General features: G+C 72.8%; 12 protein-coding genes. 7 read left to right on the forward strand and 5 right to left on the reverse strand.

What is annotated here, in order from left to right; translation table 11 throughout:
- The first annotated feature begins 9 nt into the window (after positions 1-9).
- The 3 genes from BMW85_RS40290 (at position 10) to BMW85_RS40300 (ending at position 4,198) form a co-directional block, all read left to right on the forward strand.
- Positions 10-1,548 carry an AMP-binding protein gene (locus tag BMW85_RS40290; RefSeq protein WP_245775346.1) on the forward strand — a complete coding sequence of 513 codons (1,539 nt, stop codon included), beginning with the start codon at positions 10-12 and terminating at the stop codon, positions 1,546-1,548.
- 207 nt (positions 1,549-1,755) lie between these two features.
- On the forward strand, positions 1,756-3,060 hold the full coding sequence (locus BMW85_RS40295) for an FAD-dependent oxidoreductase (RefSeq protein WP_245775347.1): 1,305 nt from the start codon (positions 1,756-1,758) through the stop codon (positions 3,058-3,060).
- A complete protein-coding gene (locus BMW85_RS40300) occupies positions 3,044-4,198 on the forward strand; it encodes a DUF6986 family protein (RefSeq protein WP_091092366.1) in 1,155 nt (384 codons plus the stop codon). The genes BMW85_RS40295 and BMW85_RS40300 overlap by 17 nt, the downstream gene beginning before the upstream one ends.
- A 146-nt stretch (positions 4,199-4,344) precedes the next feature.
- On the opposite strand, the gene BMW85_RS40305 is transcribed toward BMW85_RS40300, so the two are convergent.
- The 5 genes from BMW85_RS40305 to BMW85_RS40325 all read right to left on the reverse strand — a co-directional run bounded on the left by BMW85_RS40305 (position 4,345) and on the right by BMW85_RS40325 (position 9,131).
- Positions 4,345-5,025, reverse strand: a complete 681-nt coding sequence (locus BMW85_RS40305; RefSeq protein WP_091092368.1) for a copper homeostasis protein CutC — start codon at positions 5,023-5,025, stop codon at positions 4,345-4,347.
- 117 nt (positions 5,026-5,142) lie between these two features.
- A complete protein-coding gene (locus BMW85_RS40310; RefSeq protein ID WP_091092370.1) occupies positions 5,143-5,748 on the reverse strand; it encodes a GNAT family N-acetyltransferase in 606 nt (201 codons plus the stop codon).
- A 206-nt stretch (positions 5,749-5,954) separates the two neighbouring features.
- Complete coding sequence (locus BMW85_RS40315; RefSeq protein ID WP_342743496.1) at positions 5,955-6,722, reverse strand: GntR family transcriptional regulator; 768 nt, start codon at positions 6,720-6,722, stop codon at positions 5,955-5,957.
- Between the two features lie 850 nt (positions 6,723-7,572).
- Positions 7,573-7,968 carry a Zn-ribbon domain-containing OB-fold protein gene (locus BMW85_RS40320; protein ID WP_091092373.1) on the reverse strand — a complete coding sequence of 132 codons (396 nt, stop codon included), beginning with the start codon at positions 7,966-7,968 and terminating at the stop codon, positions 7,573-7,575.
- Positions 7,968-9,131 carry a thiolase C-terminal domain-containing protein gene (locus BMW85_RS40325; protein WP_245775348.1) on the reverse strand — a complete coding sequence of 388 codons (1,164 nt, stop codon included), beginning with the start codon at positions 9,129-9,131 and terminating at the stop codon, positions 7,968-7,970. Before BMW85_RS40325 ends, BMW85_RS40320 begins: the two co-directional genes overlap by 1 nt.
- Positions 9,132-9,374: 243 nt before the next feature.
- Here BMW85_RS40325 and BMW85_RS40330 point away from each other — a divergent pair, with 243 nt between their 5' ends.
- Genes BMW85_RS40330 through BMW85_RS40345 form a run of 4 tightly spaced genes read left to right on the forward strand, consistent with a single transcriptional unit; the run spans position 9,375 to position 13,169 of the window.
- Positions 9,375-9,887, forward strand: a complete 513-nt coding sequence (locus BMW85_RS40330) for a flavin reductase family protein (RefSeq protein WP_091092375.1) — start codon at positions 9,375-9,377, stop codon at positions 9,885-9,887.
- Entirely contained in the window at positions 9,884-11,017 is a 1,134-nt protein-coding gene (locus BMW85_RS40335) for an acyl-CoA dehydrogenase family protein (RefSeq protein ID WP_091092376.1), read from the forward strand. The genes BMW85_RS40330 and BMW85_RS40335 overlap by 4 nt, the downstream gene beginning before the upstream one ends.
- Before the next feature lie 29 nt (positions 11,018-11,046).
- Complete coding sequence (locus tag BMW85_RS40340; RefSeq protein ID WP_091092378.1) at positions 11,047-11,817, forward strand: SDR family oxidoreductase; 771 nt, start codon at positions 11,047-11,049, stop codon at positions 11,815-11,817.
- A gap of 44 nt (positions 11,818-11,861) precedes the next feature.
- Positions 11,862-13,169, forward strand: coding sequence for a DUF2252 domain-containing protein (locus tag BMW85_RS40345; RefSeq protein ID WP_091092379.1), 1,308 nt, complete (start codon positions 11,862-11,864; stop codon positions 13,167-13,169).
- The last annotated feature ends 28 nt before the right edge of the window (positions 13,170-13,197 follow it).

A 13,197-nucleotide genomic window follows, 5' to 3' on the forward strand; every position in this document is an offset into this window, starting at 1 on the left:
GGGGTGGACATGGCACCGATGCCGGAGTGGGGGACGCTCCCCCGCATGCTGCGCGACCAGGCCGAACGGCACCCCGGCGGCACGGTCGTGGCCGGACGCGGCGGGCACGGCACGCTCGCCGGGCTGCGCGAGGCCGCCTCCGCGGTCGCCCGCGGCCTCATCGCGCTCGGCGTCGAGCCGGGCGACCGGGTGGCGCTGTGGGGGGTGAACTCGGCGTACTGGGTGGAGCACGTGCTCGGCGTCTGGGACGCGGGCGCGGTCGTCGTGCCGCTGTCGCCGCGCTTCAAGGGCATCGAGGCCGCCGAGGTCGTCACGAGGACCGGCGCGAAGGTGCTGATCACGGGTGACGGCCCTGCGGGCGTGCGGCTCGCCGGGCTGCTCCCGCCGCTGCCCGGCCTGCGGCACACGCTCGTCCCGCCGGCGACGGAGCTGCGCGCGCTCGGGGAGCGGGTGCCCCGGCGCGAGGCCGAGGAGCGGGCGCTCGCCGTCCGGCCCGGCGACCTGTGCGAGATCATGTCCACCTCCGGCACCACGGGCACGCCCAAGGGCGTCATGCTGGACCACTCCCAGGTCCTGCGCGGCTACTGGGACTGGTCGGAGATCGTCACCCTCGACGAGCACGACCGTTATCCGGTGATCGCCCCGTTCAGCCACGGGTTCGGGCTGAACGCCGGACTAGTGGCCTGCGTGCTGCGCCGGGCCACGATGCTGCCGATCCCGGCCTTCAGCCCGGACGCGCTCATGTCGCTGATCTCCCGCGAGCGGGTCACCGTGCTCGCCGGGCCGCCCACGCTCTTCCACCGCATCCTGGACGAGCTGGAGCGCGGCTCCTGGGACGTCTCCTCGCTGCGCGTGGCCATCTGCGGCGCCGCCGCGGTGCCCGCGTCCCTGATCACCCGGCTGGTCGAGCGGGTCGGACTGGAACGGATGATCAACGCGTACGGGCTGATGGAGGGCACGGTCGTCTCCATGACCCGGGCCGGCGACCCGATCGAGGTCGTCGCGGGGACCACCGGCAGGCCCGTGCCCGGCATCGCGGTCAAGGTCGTGGACGGCGACGGCAAGGAGGTCGCGCCCGGCGAGCGCGGCGAGATCCTGCAGCGCGGCTACGGCGTCATGCGCGGCTACTGGGACGACCCCGTGCGGACCGCCGAGGCCGTGGACGCCGACGGCTGGCTGCACACCGGCGACATCGGCGTCCTGGACGAGCGGGGCAACCTCGCCGTCGTGGACCGCAAGAAGGAGCTCTACATCGTCAACGGCTTCAACGTCTCGCCCGCCGAGGTCGAGTCGCTGCTGCTGCGTGAGGGGTCGCCGGCCCAGGTCGCCGTGGTCGGCGTGCCGGACGCGTCGGCGGGCGAGGCCGGGGTGGCGTTCGTGGTGCCCAGGCCGGGCGCGCGCGTGGTCCCCGAGGAGCTGATCGCCTGGGCGCGGGCCAACATGTCCGACTACAAGGTCCCGAAGCGGGTGGTCGTCGTGGACGCCCTGCCGGCGAACGTCAACGGCAAGATCGACAAGCGGGCGCTGCGGAAGCGGGCGGCCGGGTAGCCGCGCGGGGTGTTTCTTCCGCCCGGCGGCGGGCGTGAGCGGCTACGTTGGCAGGAGCACGGATCAAGCTGTTTTCGCCGGGGATGGGTTCACCCGCGCCGGCGATCGGGGATACATCGATCACACCGGCCGGTTACGTCTAATGGGGCCCAGTTGATGGAGCCCGGTGAGGCGCCTGCCCCGGGCGGCCGGCTCTGAGGAGGCAGCGTGGCGTTGCGTGTGGCGGTCATCGGATCGGGACCCGCCGGCATCTACACGGCGGAGGCGCTGGTCAAACAGTCGGCCGGTGGGGTGCGGGTGGACGTGCTCGAACGCCTGCCCACCCCGTACGGGCTGGTGAGATACGGGGTCGCCCCCGACCACACCTCGATCAAGTCGATCGCGAACTATCTGAAGCGGGTGCTCGAGCTGCCCGAGGTGCGTTTCCTCGGCGGCGTCACGCTGGGCGAGCACCTGTCGGTCGCCGACCTGCTCGGCCACTACGACGCCGTGGTCTACTGCACCGGCGCGATGGTCGACCGGCGGCTCGGCATCCCCGGCGAGGACCTGCCGGGCAGCGTGGCCGCCACCGACTTCGTCAACTGGTACTGCGGCCATCCCGACGTGGACCCCTCGCGCTTCACGCTCGACAGCTCCGAGGTCGCGGTGATCGGCGTCGGGAACGTGGCCGTCGACGTCGTACGGATCCTCGCCAAGACCGCCGACGAGCTGAGCCGCACCGACGTGCCCCACGACGTGCTCCAGCGGCTGTCCGAGAGCCAGGTCAAGGCCATCCACATGGTCGGCCGGCGCGGGCCCGAGCACGCCAAGTTCACCCTCAAGGAGCTGCGCGAGCTGGGCGAGCTGGACAACGCCGACGTGGTGGTGCGGCCCGACGAGGCCCAGGTGCTCGGCTCCGGCTTCTCCCGGCAGGTGCAGGGCAACGTGGACGTCATCAGGTCGTGGGCGGCCCGCGAGCCTGTCGGCCGGGCCCGCCGCCTCGACGTGCGCTTCTGGCTGCGGCCGGTGGAGATCCTCGGCGCCGAGCGGGTCGAGGGGCTGCGCCTGGAGCGCACCCGGCTGTCGCCTGAGGGGCGCGTGGTCGGCACGGGCGAGTTCGAGACGCTGCCGGTCGGCATGGTGCTGCGGTCGGTGGGCTACCAGAGCGTGCCGCTGCCGGGGGTGCCGTTCTCGGAGGACACCATGACCGTGCCCAACCAGGCGGGGCGGGTGCGCGAGCGCGAGTACGTCGCGGGCTGGCTCAAACGCGGCCCCACCGGCGTCATCGGCACGAACAAGTCCGACGCCGCCGAGACGGTGCGCACCCTGCTGGCCGACCTGGAGGGCCGCGAGCGGGTGCCCGCGACGGCGACGATCGACGCGCTGCTGGCCGAGCGGGGCGTGCGGCCGATCACCTACGACGAGTGGCAGGCGATCGAGGCGGCCGAGACCGAGCTGGCCAAGTCGCTCGGGCGCGGCGACCGGGTCAAGCTCGTCGGGCTGGAGGCCATGCTCCGTGCCTGCCGTCCCTGATCCGCCGGTCCCCGCGGGGTTCGCCGCGGCTTACCAGGCCCAGCGGGCGCGCTTTCCTGGCCTCTCGGGTTGGCAGCCGGTCCACACCGTGTACGTGCCCGCCGACCGGTTCTCCTCCGGGACCGTCGGCGCGTGGCGGGACGAGGCCCTGGGCCTGGTCCACGCCCATCTGGCCGGGCCGGGCGAGCTGGCCGAGGTGTTCGGCGTCCCGCCGGCGACGGCCGCCGCCGTGCACGCCAAGCTGCTGGTCAAGCTCGGCCGCGAGCCGATCGAGGACCTGCGGATCGACTTCGAGGACGGCTACGGCACCCCGCCGGACGCGGTCGAGGACGGGCACGTCGAGCAGGCGGCCGAGGCCGTGGCCGCGCTGCACGCCGCCGGGGCGCTGCCGCGCCGCTGGGGGCCGCGGGTGAAGTCGTTCGCGGACGGCGACCCCGAACGCTCGATCAGGACGCTCGCCGGGCTGGTGCGCGGCGTGACGAAGCGGGCCGGCGAGCTGCCTGCCGGGTTCACGGTGACGTTCCCCAAGGTGCTCATGGAGGACTACCTGCGGCAGTTCGCGGACGTGCTGGCCCGCCTGGAGGCCGGGCTCGGGGTGCGGCTGCGGTTCGAGATGCAGGTGGAGGCGCCGCAGACGCTGCCGTTCCTGCGGGCCGAGCTTCCCGGGGCGCTGGACGGGCGGCTCGCGGCGGCGCACTTCGGGGTGTTCGACTACACGGCCGCGCTCGGGCTGCCGCCGCACGAGCAGCGGCTCGACCATCCGGCCTGCGACCACGCCCGGCACGTCATGCAGACGGCGTTCGCGGGCACGGGGGTGGAGCTCTCCGACGGCTCGCTCGCCGCCTCGCCCGCCTCCGGGCGGGCCGAGGACGTGCACGCCTTGTGGCGGCGGCACGCCGAGCTCGTACGGCACTCGCTGCGGCACGGCTTCCACCAGGGCTGGGACATGCACCCGTCGCATCTGGTCAGCCGCTTCGCCACCGTGTACGCCTTCCACCTCGCCGACTACGACGCGTACCGGGAGCGGGTTCGGGCGTGGGAGGAGCGGCGGGAGGCCGGGGGCGGGGTCATGGACGAGCCCGCCACGATCCGCACCCTCGCCGCGGCGCTGCGCCGGGCCGACGCCGTGCTGCCCTGACGGCGGCACGGCGCACGCTCCGGGCCTCCCCCGGCCGAGGGGCAGCGGAGGGCACGGGCGGGCAGACAGGGCCTTAGACGACGGACCAGGGCCGTACAGGCGGCTTTGACAGGTCCCGGGACGCGGGGTCAGTCGCGTGGGCGGTGTCAGTCTCGTTCGACGAGGGTGCGCCAGCGGCGGACCAGGCGCCGCTCCACGGGGTCGGACCAGCTCGCGCGGGCCGCCGAGCCGATGTGGAAGGCGCGGATGCCCTGGTCGAGCAGCACCGGCACGTGGGCGGGGCGCAGCCCGCCGCCGGCCAGGATGATCGAGCCGTCGCCCGCCTCCGCACGCGCCCGCAGCACCGCGAGGCCGTCGCCGACCCCGGTGGGGGCGCCCGCGGTGAGCACGGTCGCCAGGTTGGGCAGCAGCCGCACCGCGCGCCAGGCCGCCTGGACGTCGGCAGCGTGGTCCACGGCGCGGTGGAACGTCCACGGGAGGGGGGAGACGGCGTGGATCAGGGCCTCGGTGGCGGCCAGGTCGACCGCTCCCGCGCCGTCGAGGAAGCCGAACACGAACCCGGCGGCCCCGGCCTGGGCCAGCGCCTTGGCGTCGCGGGCCAGCCGGTCGAGGGTCTCCGGGGCGGCGGTGAACGTGGCGTCGCAGCGGAGCATCACCATCTGCGGGAGAGGGCACTCGGCCGCGATCGCGGCGACCGTCTCCGGTGAGGGGGTCAGCCCGTCGGCCGCCATGTCGGCGACGACCTCCAGCCGGTCGGCTCCGCCCTGTTCGGCGGCCACGGCGTCGCGCACGTCGAGCGCGATCACCTCGAGCAGGGATCCGGTCATGCTGCAGAGGTTATATGGCGCTCTGTACCGTTGCGCCCCAAACTGGCCTCCCACCTGCGCAGAACCCCGCGCCGGGGGGCCGGCCCGGCCTCCGAGGGAGGCCGGGCGGTCGGGCGGTCAGGCGGCGGTGATCAGCTCGGCGAGGGTCAGGTCGCGGAAGGGCATCGCGACGAGATCCTCGGACCGGCGCTGGAAGAGGGCGCCGCTGGCGCGGTGCGGCAGGTCCACCGTACGGAGGTGCTGGAAGCCGCGGCTGCGGTAGTAGTGCTGCAGGCGCGGGTTCGCCTTGGCGCAGTCGAGCCGCACGTACGGCAGCCCGGCGGCGAAGGCGCTGGCCCCGGCCCAGTCCAGGAGGGCGTCGCCGAGGCCGCTGCCGGACCACGGCCGGGCCACGGCGAGCTTGTGGACGTACAGCGCCGCCCCGGGTTCGTCGGCGGGTGTCCAGAACTCCGGGTCGGCGTGCCCGTCCAGGGCTATGGTGGCCACAGGAGGCGCCGCCAGGTCCGGGTCGAGATAGCGCAGTTCGTCGTCGAGCAGGTAGAGCACGCGGTCCTCGATCAGCGGCATGATCCGCTCAGGCCCGAAGCCCTGGCGGGGCCACTGCCGCACCCCCTGCCGGTACAGCCATTCCGAGGTGTCGGCGAACAGCGTCAGAACGCCGGGAAGGTCGCTGGGCTCGGCACGGCGGAGTGCGAGGGGGTGAAGCAGCGTGTTGGTGTGCATAGTAAAACTCCCGTTGCATTGGGCGTTCACGCGCACGCGCACAGTGATGACGCGTTGTCGCGTAAGGGTGATGTGGTGCCTCAATCCGATATATCCGAGATATCCGATATATGGGAATTAAGGCGATTTAGGGGAGTATGCACGACTCCCCCAGGCCAGCGAGGCGGCTAATTCTCGCTGCACCCGGCCGGCGGGATCACCCCTTCTTACGAGCTCTCCAGCGGCGAATCGAGCTCGTATCTGATCAAATGTTTGTCGGCTGGCAACACCGACACGGCGACACGCACAGGCATGTCGGCCCCGTCGTACCCCACTCGGACGTAGACCATTACTGGTGTGCCGAGTTCTAGCTGGAGGCGTTCGGCCTCCTCCTGGTTGGGCATGCGCGCCCAGATGTCGTCGACGACGCGCACCTGGGCATGGCCCAGCTCCTCCAGGACCCGGTTCGCCCCTCGGGCGATGTCGCCGGGCCTGGCGATCTCGGAGTCGGCCACGAGATCACGGGGGAAGTAGGAGTCGTTGGTGTTGTACGGCTGCCCGTCCACGAACCTCAGACGGCGTCTCACCACGGCCAACTCCCCGTCGGCCAACTCCAGCCTGCTGGCGATCTCCTCGACGGGAGACACCGTCAGCACCTCGATGTACTGGCTCGGCTCGCGGCCCTCCTGCGCCACGGCGTAGGCGAATGCCTCGCGCAGTTCACCGCGCGAGCGCGGCTCAAGCTCGCGCTGGGGATAGATGAGCAGCGGCCGCCGGTCCCTGACCACGGTTCCGCGTCGCGGCGTGCGCGTGACGAGCCCCTCGTTGACGAGCTCTCCGAGGGCCAGTCTGACGGTGTTCCTGCTCACCCCATGGTCTTCCATGAGTTGTGCCTCGGTCGGAAGCTGCGCCCCGGGGCCGAGGACACCCGAGTAGATGGCTCGACGCAACTCCGCCGCCACCTGCTGATACAGCACCGACCTTGCCACTTTCACCCCTTTTGTTCCAACAATTTAGACGATCTGGTTCTAGCAGGCCACAACCCCTTGACCGAACCCCCTCGATCGGCCCATCATCCATTCGTTGGTACAAATCCATCTAAAGGCCGGTGAGGGGGTGAAGGCCAATGCCGCCGGTCAGCACGGGTGAGTCGTACCTGCCCTGGAAAGACCTTGGCGAAGCAACACGTTTACTGCGTTACGCGTTGCCGCGCCAGGGTTTCACCCACACCTACCAGAGCAACCGGCACGGCGCGTCCGCGCACTCGGCGTCCACTGAGCTGACCGCGAAGCGCGAAGACGGATCCTTAGTCGCAGTTGAGGAGGGTGGCGCCCCCGTCACGCGCTTCATCGATGACCCGGTCGGTGCAGCTCGACGCATCGCCGCACGTTGCCGGCAGCAGGAGCCCTCACACTCCCCCATCGACTCCGTGAGCGCATCCGCGGTCTAGGACTCCATCCCTCGCCGGAGTCCTGGCGCCGCCGCTCACGGGGCAGGAAGCGCGTCCTGGCGGGTCCCCCACGCCCGCCAGGGCGCGCTTTCCTCTTGAGGGGGACCGTCATGTGGAACGCAACAACCTCTCGACAGAGTGCTTCCTCCCGCTGGACCACCGCCGCGCACGGCGGCGGCCGGGCCCGCGGGCGCAGCCGGACGGCCGGCGCGAGCGCGGCCCGTGGCCGCCCCGCCGCCGCCGAGCCGGTTCCGCTCACGTGCGCCGCCCCGTTCGTGTCGTCCGCGCTGACGTCTACAGACTCATCATCTGCCTTCTCGCGCGCGACGTGGGGCCGATTAGGCGTTGTGGGACTCGTGGGATTGGTGGGTACGAAACCAAACCGAACGGGTTCCTTATCCGGCCGGCCCCCAGTCCACCAGCGTCAGGTCCGCGTCCACGCGCCGGAAGACCCCGTGCACCCGCTCCCCGCCCCGGGGCTCGCGCCCGCCCCGCCAGTTCCCGTGCACCAGGCCGTCCGGCACCGCCGCGAGGCGCACCAGGACGACCACGTACGGCGTCGCGAGCCCCGGCACGAACGGCTGATGGCTGACGATCCAGCTCTCCACCCGCCCCTCGGGCGGCACCGCCCGCCACTCCCACTCCTCGCTCCGGCACGCGGGGCAGAACGCCCGCGCGGGGAAGCGGTCCGCGCCGCAGCCGGCGCACCGCTGCACCGTGAACTCGCCCCGGGCCACCCGCTCCCACCATTCGCGCGAGTCCCGGTCCGGCTCGGGCCGGTGGACGGTCATCACGCCCTCCTGAGGATCAGCGCCGACGTGGCGGGGAGGATGTATCCCGGTTGCGCCGTGGACAGCGCCACCTCCGCGCCCGGCACCTGCCGGTCCCCCGCCTCCCCCCGGAGCTGGGACACCGCCTCCGCGATGTGGTTGACGCCATGCACGTAGCCCTCGGACAGGAAGCCGCCGTGCGTGTTGACCGGCAGGGGGCCGTCGAGCGCGGTGGCCCCGGAGGCGACGTACGGGCCGCCCTCCCCCTTGGGGCAGAACCCGTAGTCCTCAAGCTGCACGATCACCGAGTACGTGAAGCAGTCGTAGATCTCGGCCACGTCCACGTCCTCCGGACCGAGGCCGGCCTGGGCGTACAGGCGCGGGGCCAGCCCGGCCGCGGCGGTGACCGTCGGGTCGCCTCCCGACAGGTGGGACTGGCCGCCGCCCCAGGCCGCCGCGGAGATCAGCACCGGCGGGCGGCGCAGCTCGCGGGCGCGTTCGGCGGTGGTGACCACGACGGCGCAGGCGCCGTCGGTCTCCAGGCAGCAGTCCAGCAGCCGGAACGGCTCGGCGATCCACCGGCTCGCCAGGTAGTCGTCCAGGGTGATGGGCGAGCGCATGAGGGCGCGGGGGTTCTTGGCGGCGTTGGCGCGCTGGGTGACCGCGAGCGTCCCGAAGTGCTCGGCGGTGGTGCCGTACCTGAGCATGTGGGCGCGGGCGTACATGGCGTACTGCTGGGGCGGGGCGACGTAACCGTACGGGGCCTGGTACTGCACCTCGGGGCTGACCGGCAGGCCGCGCCCGGTGCCGCCCATGCGGAACTCGGAGCGGGCGTTGATCGCCCGGTAGCAGACGACGGTCTCGGCCATCCCGGTCGCGACCGCCAGCGCGGCCTGGCCGACGACGGCGTGGGAGACGCTGCCCCCGCCGAACTGGTCGAGGTGCCAGGACAGGTCGGTCAGGCCGAGCGCGGGGCCGACCAGGGTGGGCGGGGCCGAGTCGCCGACACGGTGGGTGGCGAGGCCGTCCACGTCGTCCGCGGTGAGCCCGGCGTCGGCCAGGGCGGCCAGCACCGCGCGGCAGGCCAGGGTCAGCGTGCTGGCCCCGGAGTTCTTGGTGAAGGGGGTGTATCCGACGCCGGCGATCGCCGTCGCGTTCCGGAATTCAAGCAAGCGCTTGGTCACAACCAGCACGTTAGGCCGGACATTTCACGCATGTCAACGCGGGCTCCCGCGCGTCCGGCCGGGCTACTTGACACCTTTTCCGGCTTCCCCCTACCGTCCAAGCAAGCGCTTGGTATAGTAGGCGCAGCCGGTGAACTAGGAGGCGGACCCCCCATGAGCACACACGCTGCCCGGCTCGTAGCGCCGGAGAGCTGTCGCGGCCTTCCGACGCCACCTCAGCGCAGGATTCGCAACGGAGCCACCATGCCGACGGGCCCAACCCCCCAGAGCGCGAACGGCCACCTCGACAGCCGCCGCTTCCGGCAGGTCCTCGGCCGCTTCGCCACCGGCGTGGTGGCGATCACCGCGCTCGACTCCCACGACGGGCGGCCCTGCGGCCTGGCCGCCAACTCCTTCACCTCGGTCTCGCTCGACCCGCCGCTCGTCGCCTTCTGCGTGGCCCACACCAGCACGAGCTGGCCACGGGTGCGCGGCGCCCGCGTCGTCACCGTGAACGTCCTCGCCGAGCACCAGCAGGAGGTGTGCGCGCAGATGGCGTCGAGGGGCGGCGACAAGTTCGCCGGCCTGGAGTGGACCGGCTCGCCCGGCGGCAACCCGGTGCTGGAGGGCGCGCTCGCCTGGCTCGACTGCGTCGTCGAGGCCGAGCACCCGGCCGGCGACCACAACATCGTGGTGGCCCGGGTGCTGCAACTCGACACGCACGCCGACGGCGGCCCGCTGGTGTTCTTCCAGGGCGGCTACGGCGGCTTCCGTTGATCCCTGGGGAGACCCCCGGCTTCCGCGAGCGGGCGCGGGCCTGGCTGGAGGAGGCGCTCGGCGGCGAGTTCGCCGCGGCCCGCGGCCTCGGCGGCCCCGGCCGCGAGCACGAGGGGCACGACCTGCGCCTGGCGTGGGAGCGGCACCTCGGCGCGCACGGCTGGACCTGCCTCGGCTGGCCCGAGCGGTACGGCGGGCGCGCCGCCCCCCTCGCCGACCAGATGGCCTTCCACGAGGAGTACGCGCGGGCCGACGCCCCCGCCAGGGTCGGCCACATCGGCGAGACCCTGGTCGGCCCCACCGTCCTGGAGTTCGGCGACGAGGGGCAGAAGGAGCGCTTCCTGCCCCCGATCCGCCGCGGCGCGGAGCTGTGGTGCCAGGGCTACTCCGAGCCGGACGCCGGCTCCGACCTCGCCGCCGTCCGCACCAGCGCCCGGCTGGAGGGCGGCGAATGGGTGATCACCGGGCAGAAGGTGTGGACGTCGCTCGCGCACGTCGCCGACTGGTGCTTCGTCCTCTGCCGCACCGAGCCGGGGTCGCGGCGGCATCAGGGGCTGTCGTACCTGCTGGTCCCGATGCGCGGGCCGGGCGTCACGGTCCGGCCGATCACGCAGCTCACCGGGACGTCGGAGTTCAACGAGGTGTTCTTCGACGGCGCGCGCACCGCGGCGGGGAACGTGCTCGGCGCGCCCGGCGACGGCTGGCGGGTCGCGATGGCCACCCTGCGGCACGAGCGCGGCGCGTCCACACTCGGCCAGCAGCTCGGCTTCCGCCGCGAGCTGGCCAAGGTCGTCGAGACCGCCCGCCGCACGGGCGCCGCCGACGACCCGGTCCTGCGCGACCGCCTCGTACGGGCGTGGCTGGAGCTGGAGGTCATGCGGCTCAACGCGCTGCGCATGCTGGGCCCCGACCCGGGGCCCGAGGCGTCGATCGCCAAGCTCTACTGGTCGGAGTGGCACCGGCGGCTCGGCGAGCTGGCGCAGGCCGTCCAGGGGAAGGCGGGGCTGGTGGGCGAGCTGAACGAGCTCCAGCGGCTCTACCTGTTCAGCCGGGCCGACACGATCTACGCCGGCTCCAGCGAGATCCAGCGGAACATCATCGCCGAGCGCACCCTGGGGCTCCCCCGCTGACCGGCGCGCGCTGATTGGAGAGAGAGCCGATGCTCCCGCCCCCCAAGGCACACGGACTGCTCGACGGCAAGGTGACGCTGGTGACGGCCGCCGCGGGCGCGGGCATCGGCTACGCGACCGCGCGCCGCTGCGCCGAGGAGGGCGCCACCATCGTCCTGTCCGACCGGCACGAGCGCCGCCTCGCCGCCGCCGCCGACTCACTGACCGAGCTCACCGGCGTCCGGCCGCTCGCCGTGCCGTGCGACGTGACGTCGGAGCCGCAGGTGCTGGCGCTGTTCGACGCGGTGGCCGAGGCGCACGGCCGGCTCGACGTGGTGGTCAACAACGCCGGGCTCGGCGGCACGGCGGAGCTGGCCGGGATGACCGACGAGCAGTGGCACGCGGTCCTCGACGTCACGCTCAACGGCACCATGCGCTGCACCAGGGCGGCGCTGCGGCAGATGTACGGCCAGGGCTCCGGCGTCATCGTCAACAACGCCTCCGTGGTCGGCTGGCGGGCGCAGCGCGGCCAGGCGCACTACGCCGCGGCCAAGGCCGGGGTGATGGCGCTCACCCGGTGCGTCGCGCTGGAGGCCGCCGAGCACGGGGTGCGGGTCAACGCCGTGGCGCCGTCGCTGGCGGTGCACCCGTTCCTCGCCAAGGTGACCGGCGAGGAGCTGCTGACGGAGCTGGCGGCGCGGGAGGCGTTCGGGCGGTCGGCGGAGCCGTGGGAGGTGGCCAACGTGATCGTCTTCCTGGCCAGCGACTACTCCTCGTACATGACGGGCGAGGTCGTGTCGGTGTCGTCGCAGCATCCCTGAGTCCGGGGTGGTCGAGAGCCGCTTGCGGGGTTACCGTCCGTGGCATGGGCTCACGCACCAGCTTCCTGCTCGACGTCCTCATGACCGAGTTCGGCGACTCGATCGCCCGCGACCCGGCCGCGTTCCGCCGCAAGTTCCGCAAGATGGCGGCCTCGCCGTTCGCCTTCTACCGGGGCAGCGCGTGCCTGTTCTACGCCGACATGACCGGCCCGTACGCCGACGACGCCTACCTCGACGGCCCGACCGGGCGCGTCTGGATCCACGGCGACCTGCACGCCGAGAACTTCGGCACGTACATGAACGCCTCCGGCGAGCTGGTGTTCAACGTCAACGACTTCGACGAGGCGTACGTGGGGCCGTACGTCTGGGACCTCAAGCGCTTCGCGGGCAGCGTGGCGCTGCTCGGCTACGCCAAGGCGCTGTCGGACGAGGCCATCGGCGGGCTGGTGGCCGACTTCGCGGGGGCGTACGTCGAGGAGCTGACCGCCATCGCGGCGGGCGGCGACGACGCGATCGGCTCGCTCACCCTGGGCACCACGACGGGCGTGCTGCACCGGGTGCTCCAGACCGCCCGGCTCAGCACGCGGGTGGCGCTGCTGGACGTGGAGACCGTGATCGACGACTACGACCGCCGCTTCGCGCTCATGGACGGGCGCGAGCCGGTGGACGGGCCGACGCGGGAGGCGGTGCTGGCCGCGTTCGCGCATTACCTGACGACGTTGCCCGGTCACGACGGCCCGGCCGAGCGGGCGGTCGAGCACGTGGTCAAGGACGTGGCGCTGCGCAAGGGCGTGGGCATCGGGTCGGCGGGGCTGCCGTCGTACAACCTGCTGCTGGAGGGGCGCTCGCAGGCGCTGGAGAACGACGTCATCCTCTACATGAAGCAGGCGGCGGCGCCGGCGGTGGCCCGGCACGTCGCCGACGACAAGGTGGCCTCCTACTTCCTGCACCAGGGGCACCGCACGGCCGAGTCGCAGCGGGCGCTGCAGGCGTACGCCGATCCGTGGCTGGGCTACACCACGCTGCACGGGGTCGGGCAGCTCGTCGCCGAGGTCTCGCCGTACTCGGCGGACCTGGACTGGGACGACGTCAACGAGCCGGGCGAGCTGCGCTCGATCATGCGCGACCTGGGGCGGGCGGTGGCGCGCATGCACTCGGTGGCCGACGACGAGTCCAGCCACGACCTGGTCGACTTCTCGACGGAGGAGGCGATCGTGGCGGTGATCGGCGGGGACCGGGCGGGGTTCACGGCGATGCTCGTGGAGTTCGCCCACCGGTACGGCGCCCAGGCCCGCGGCGACCACCAGCGGTTCGTGGACCTGTTCCGCAACGGCCTCCTGCCCGGGGTGTGAACCGACCGGCCGGTATGGCATGCTCCGG

Source organism: Nonomuraea wenchangensis (assembly GCF_900111685.1).
GTDB classification, from domain to species: domain Bacteria; phylum Actinomycetota; class Actinomycetes; order Streptosporangiales; family Streptosporangiaceae; genus Nonomuraea; species Nonomuraea wenchangensis.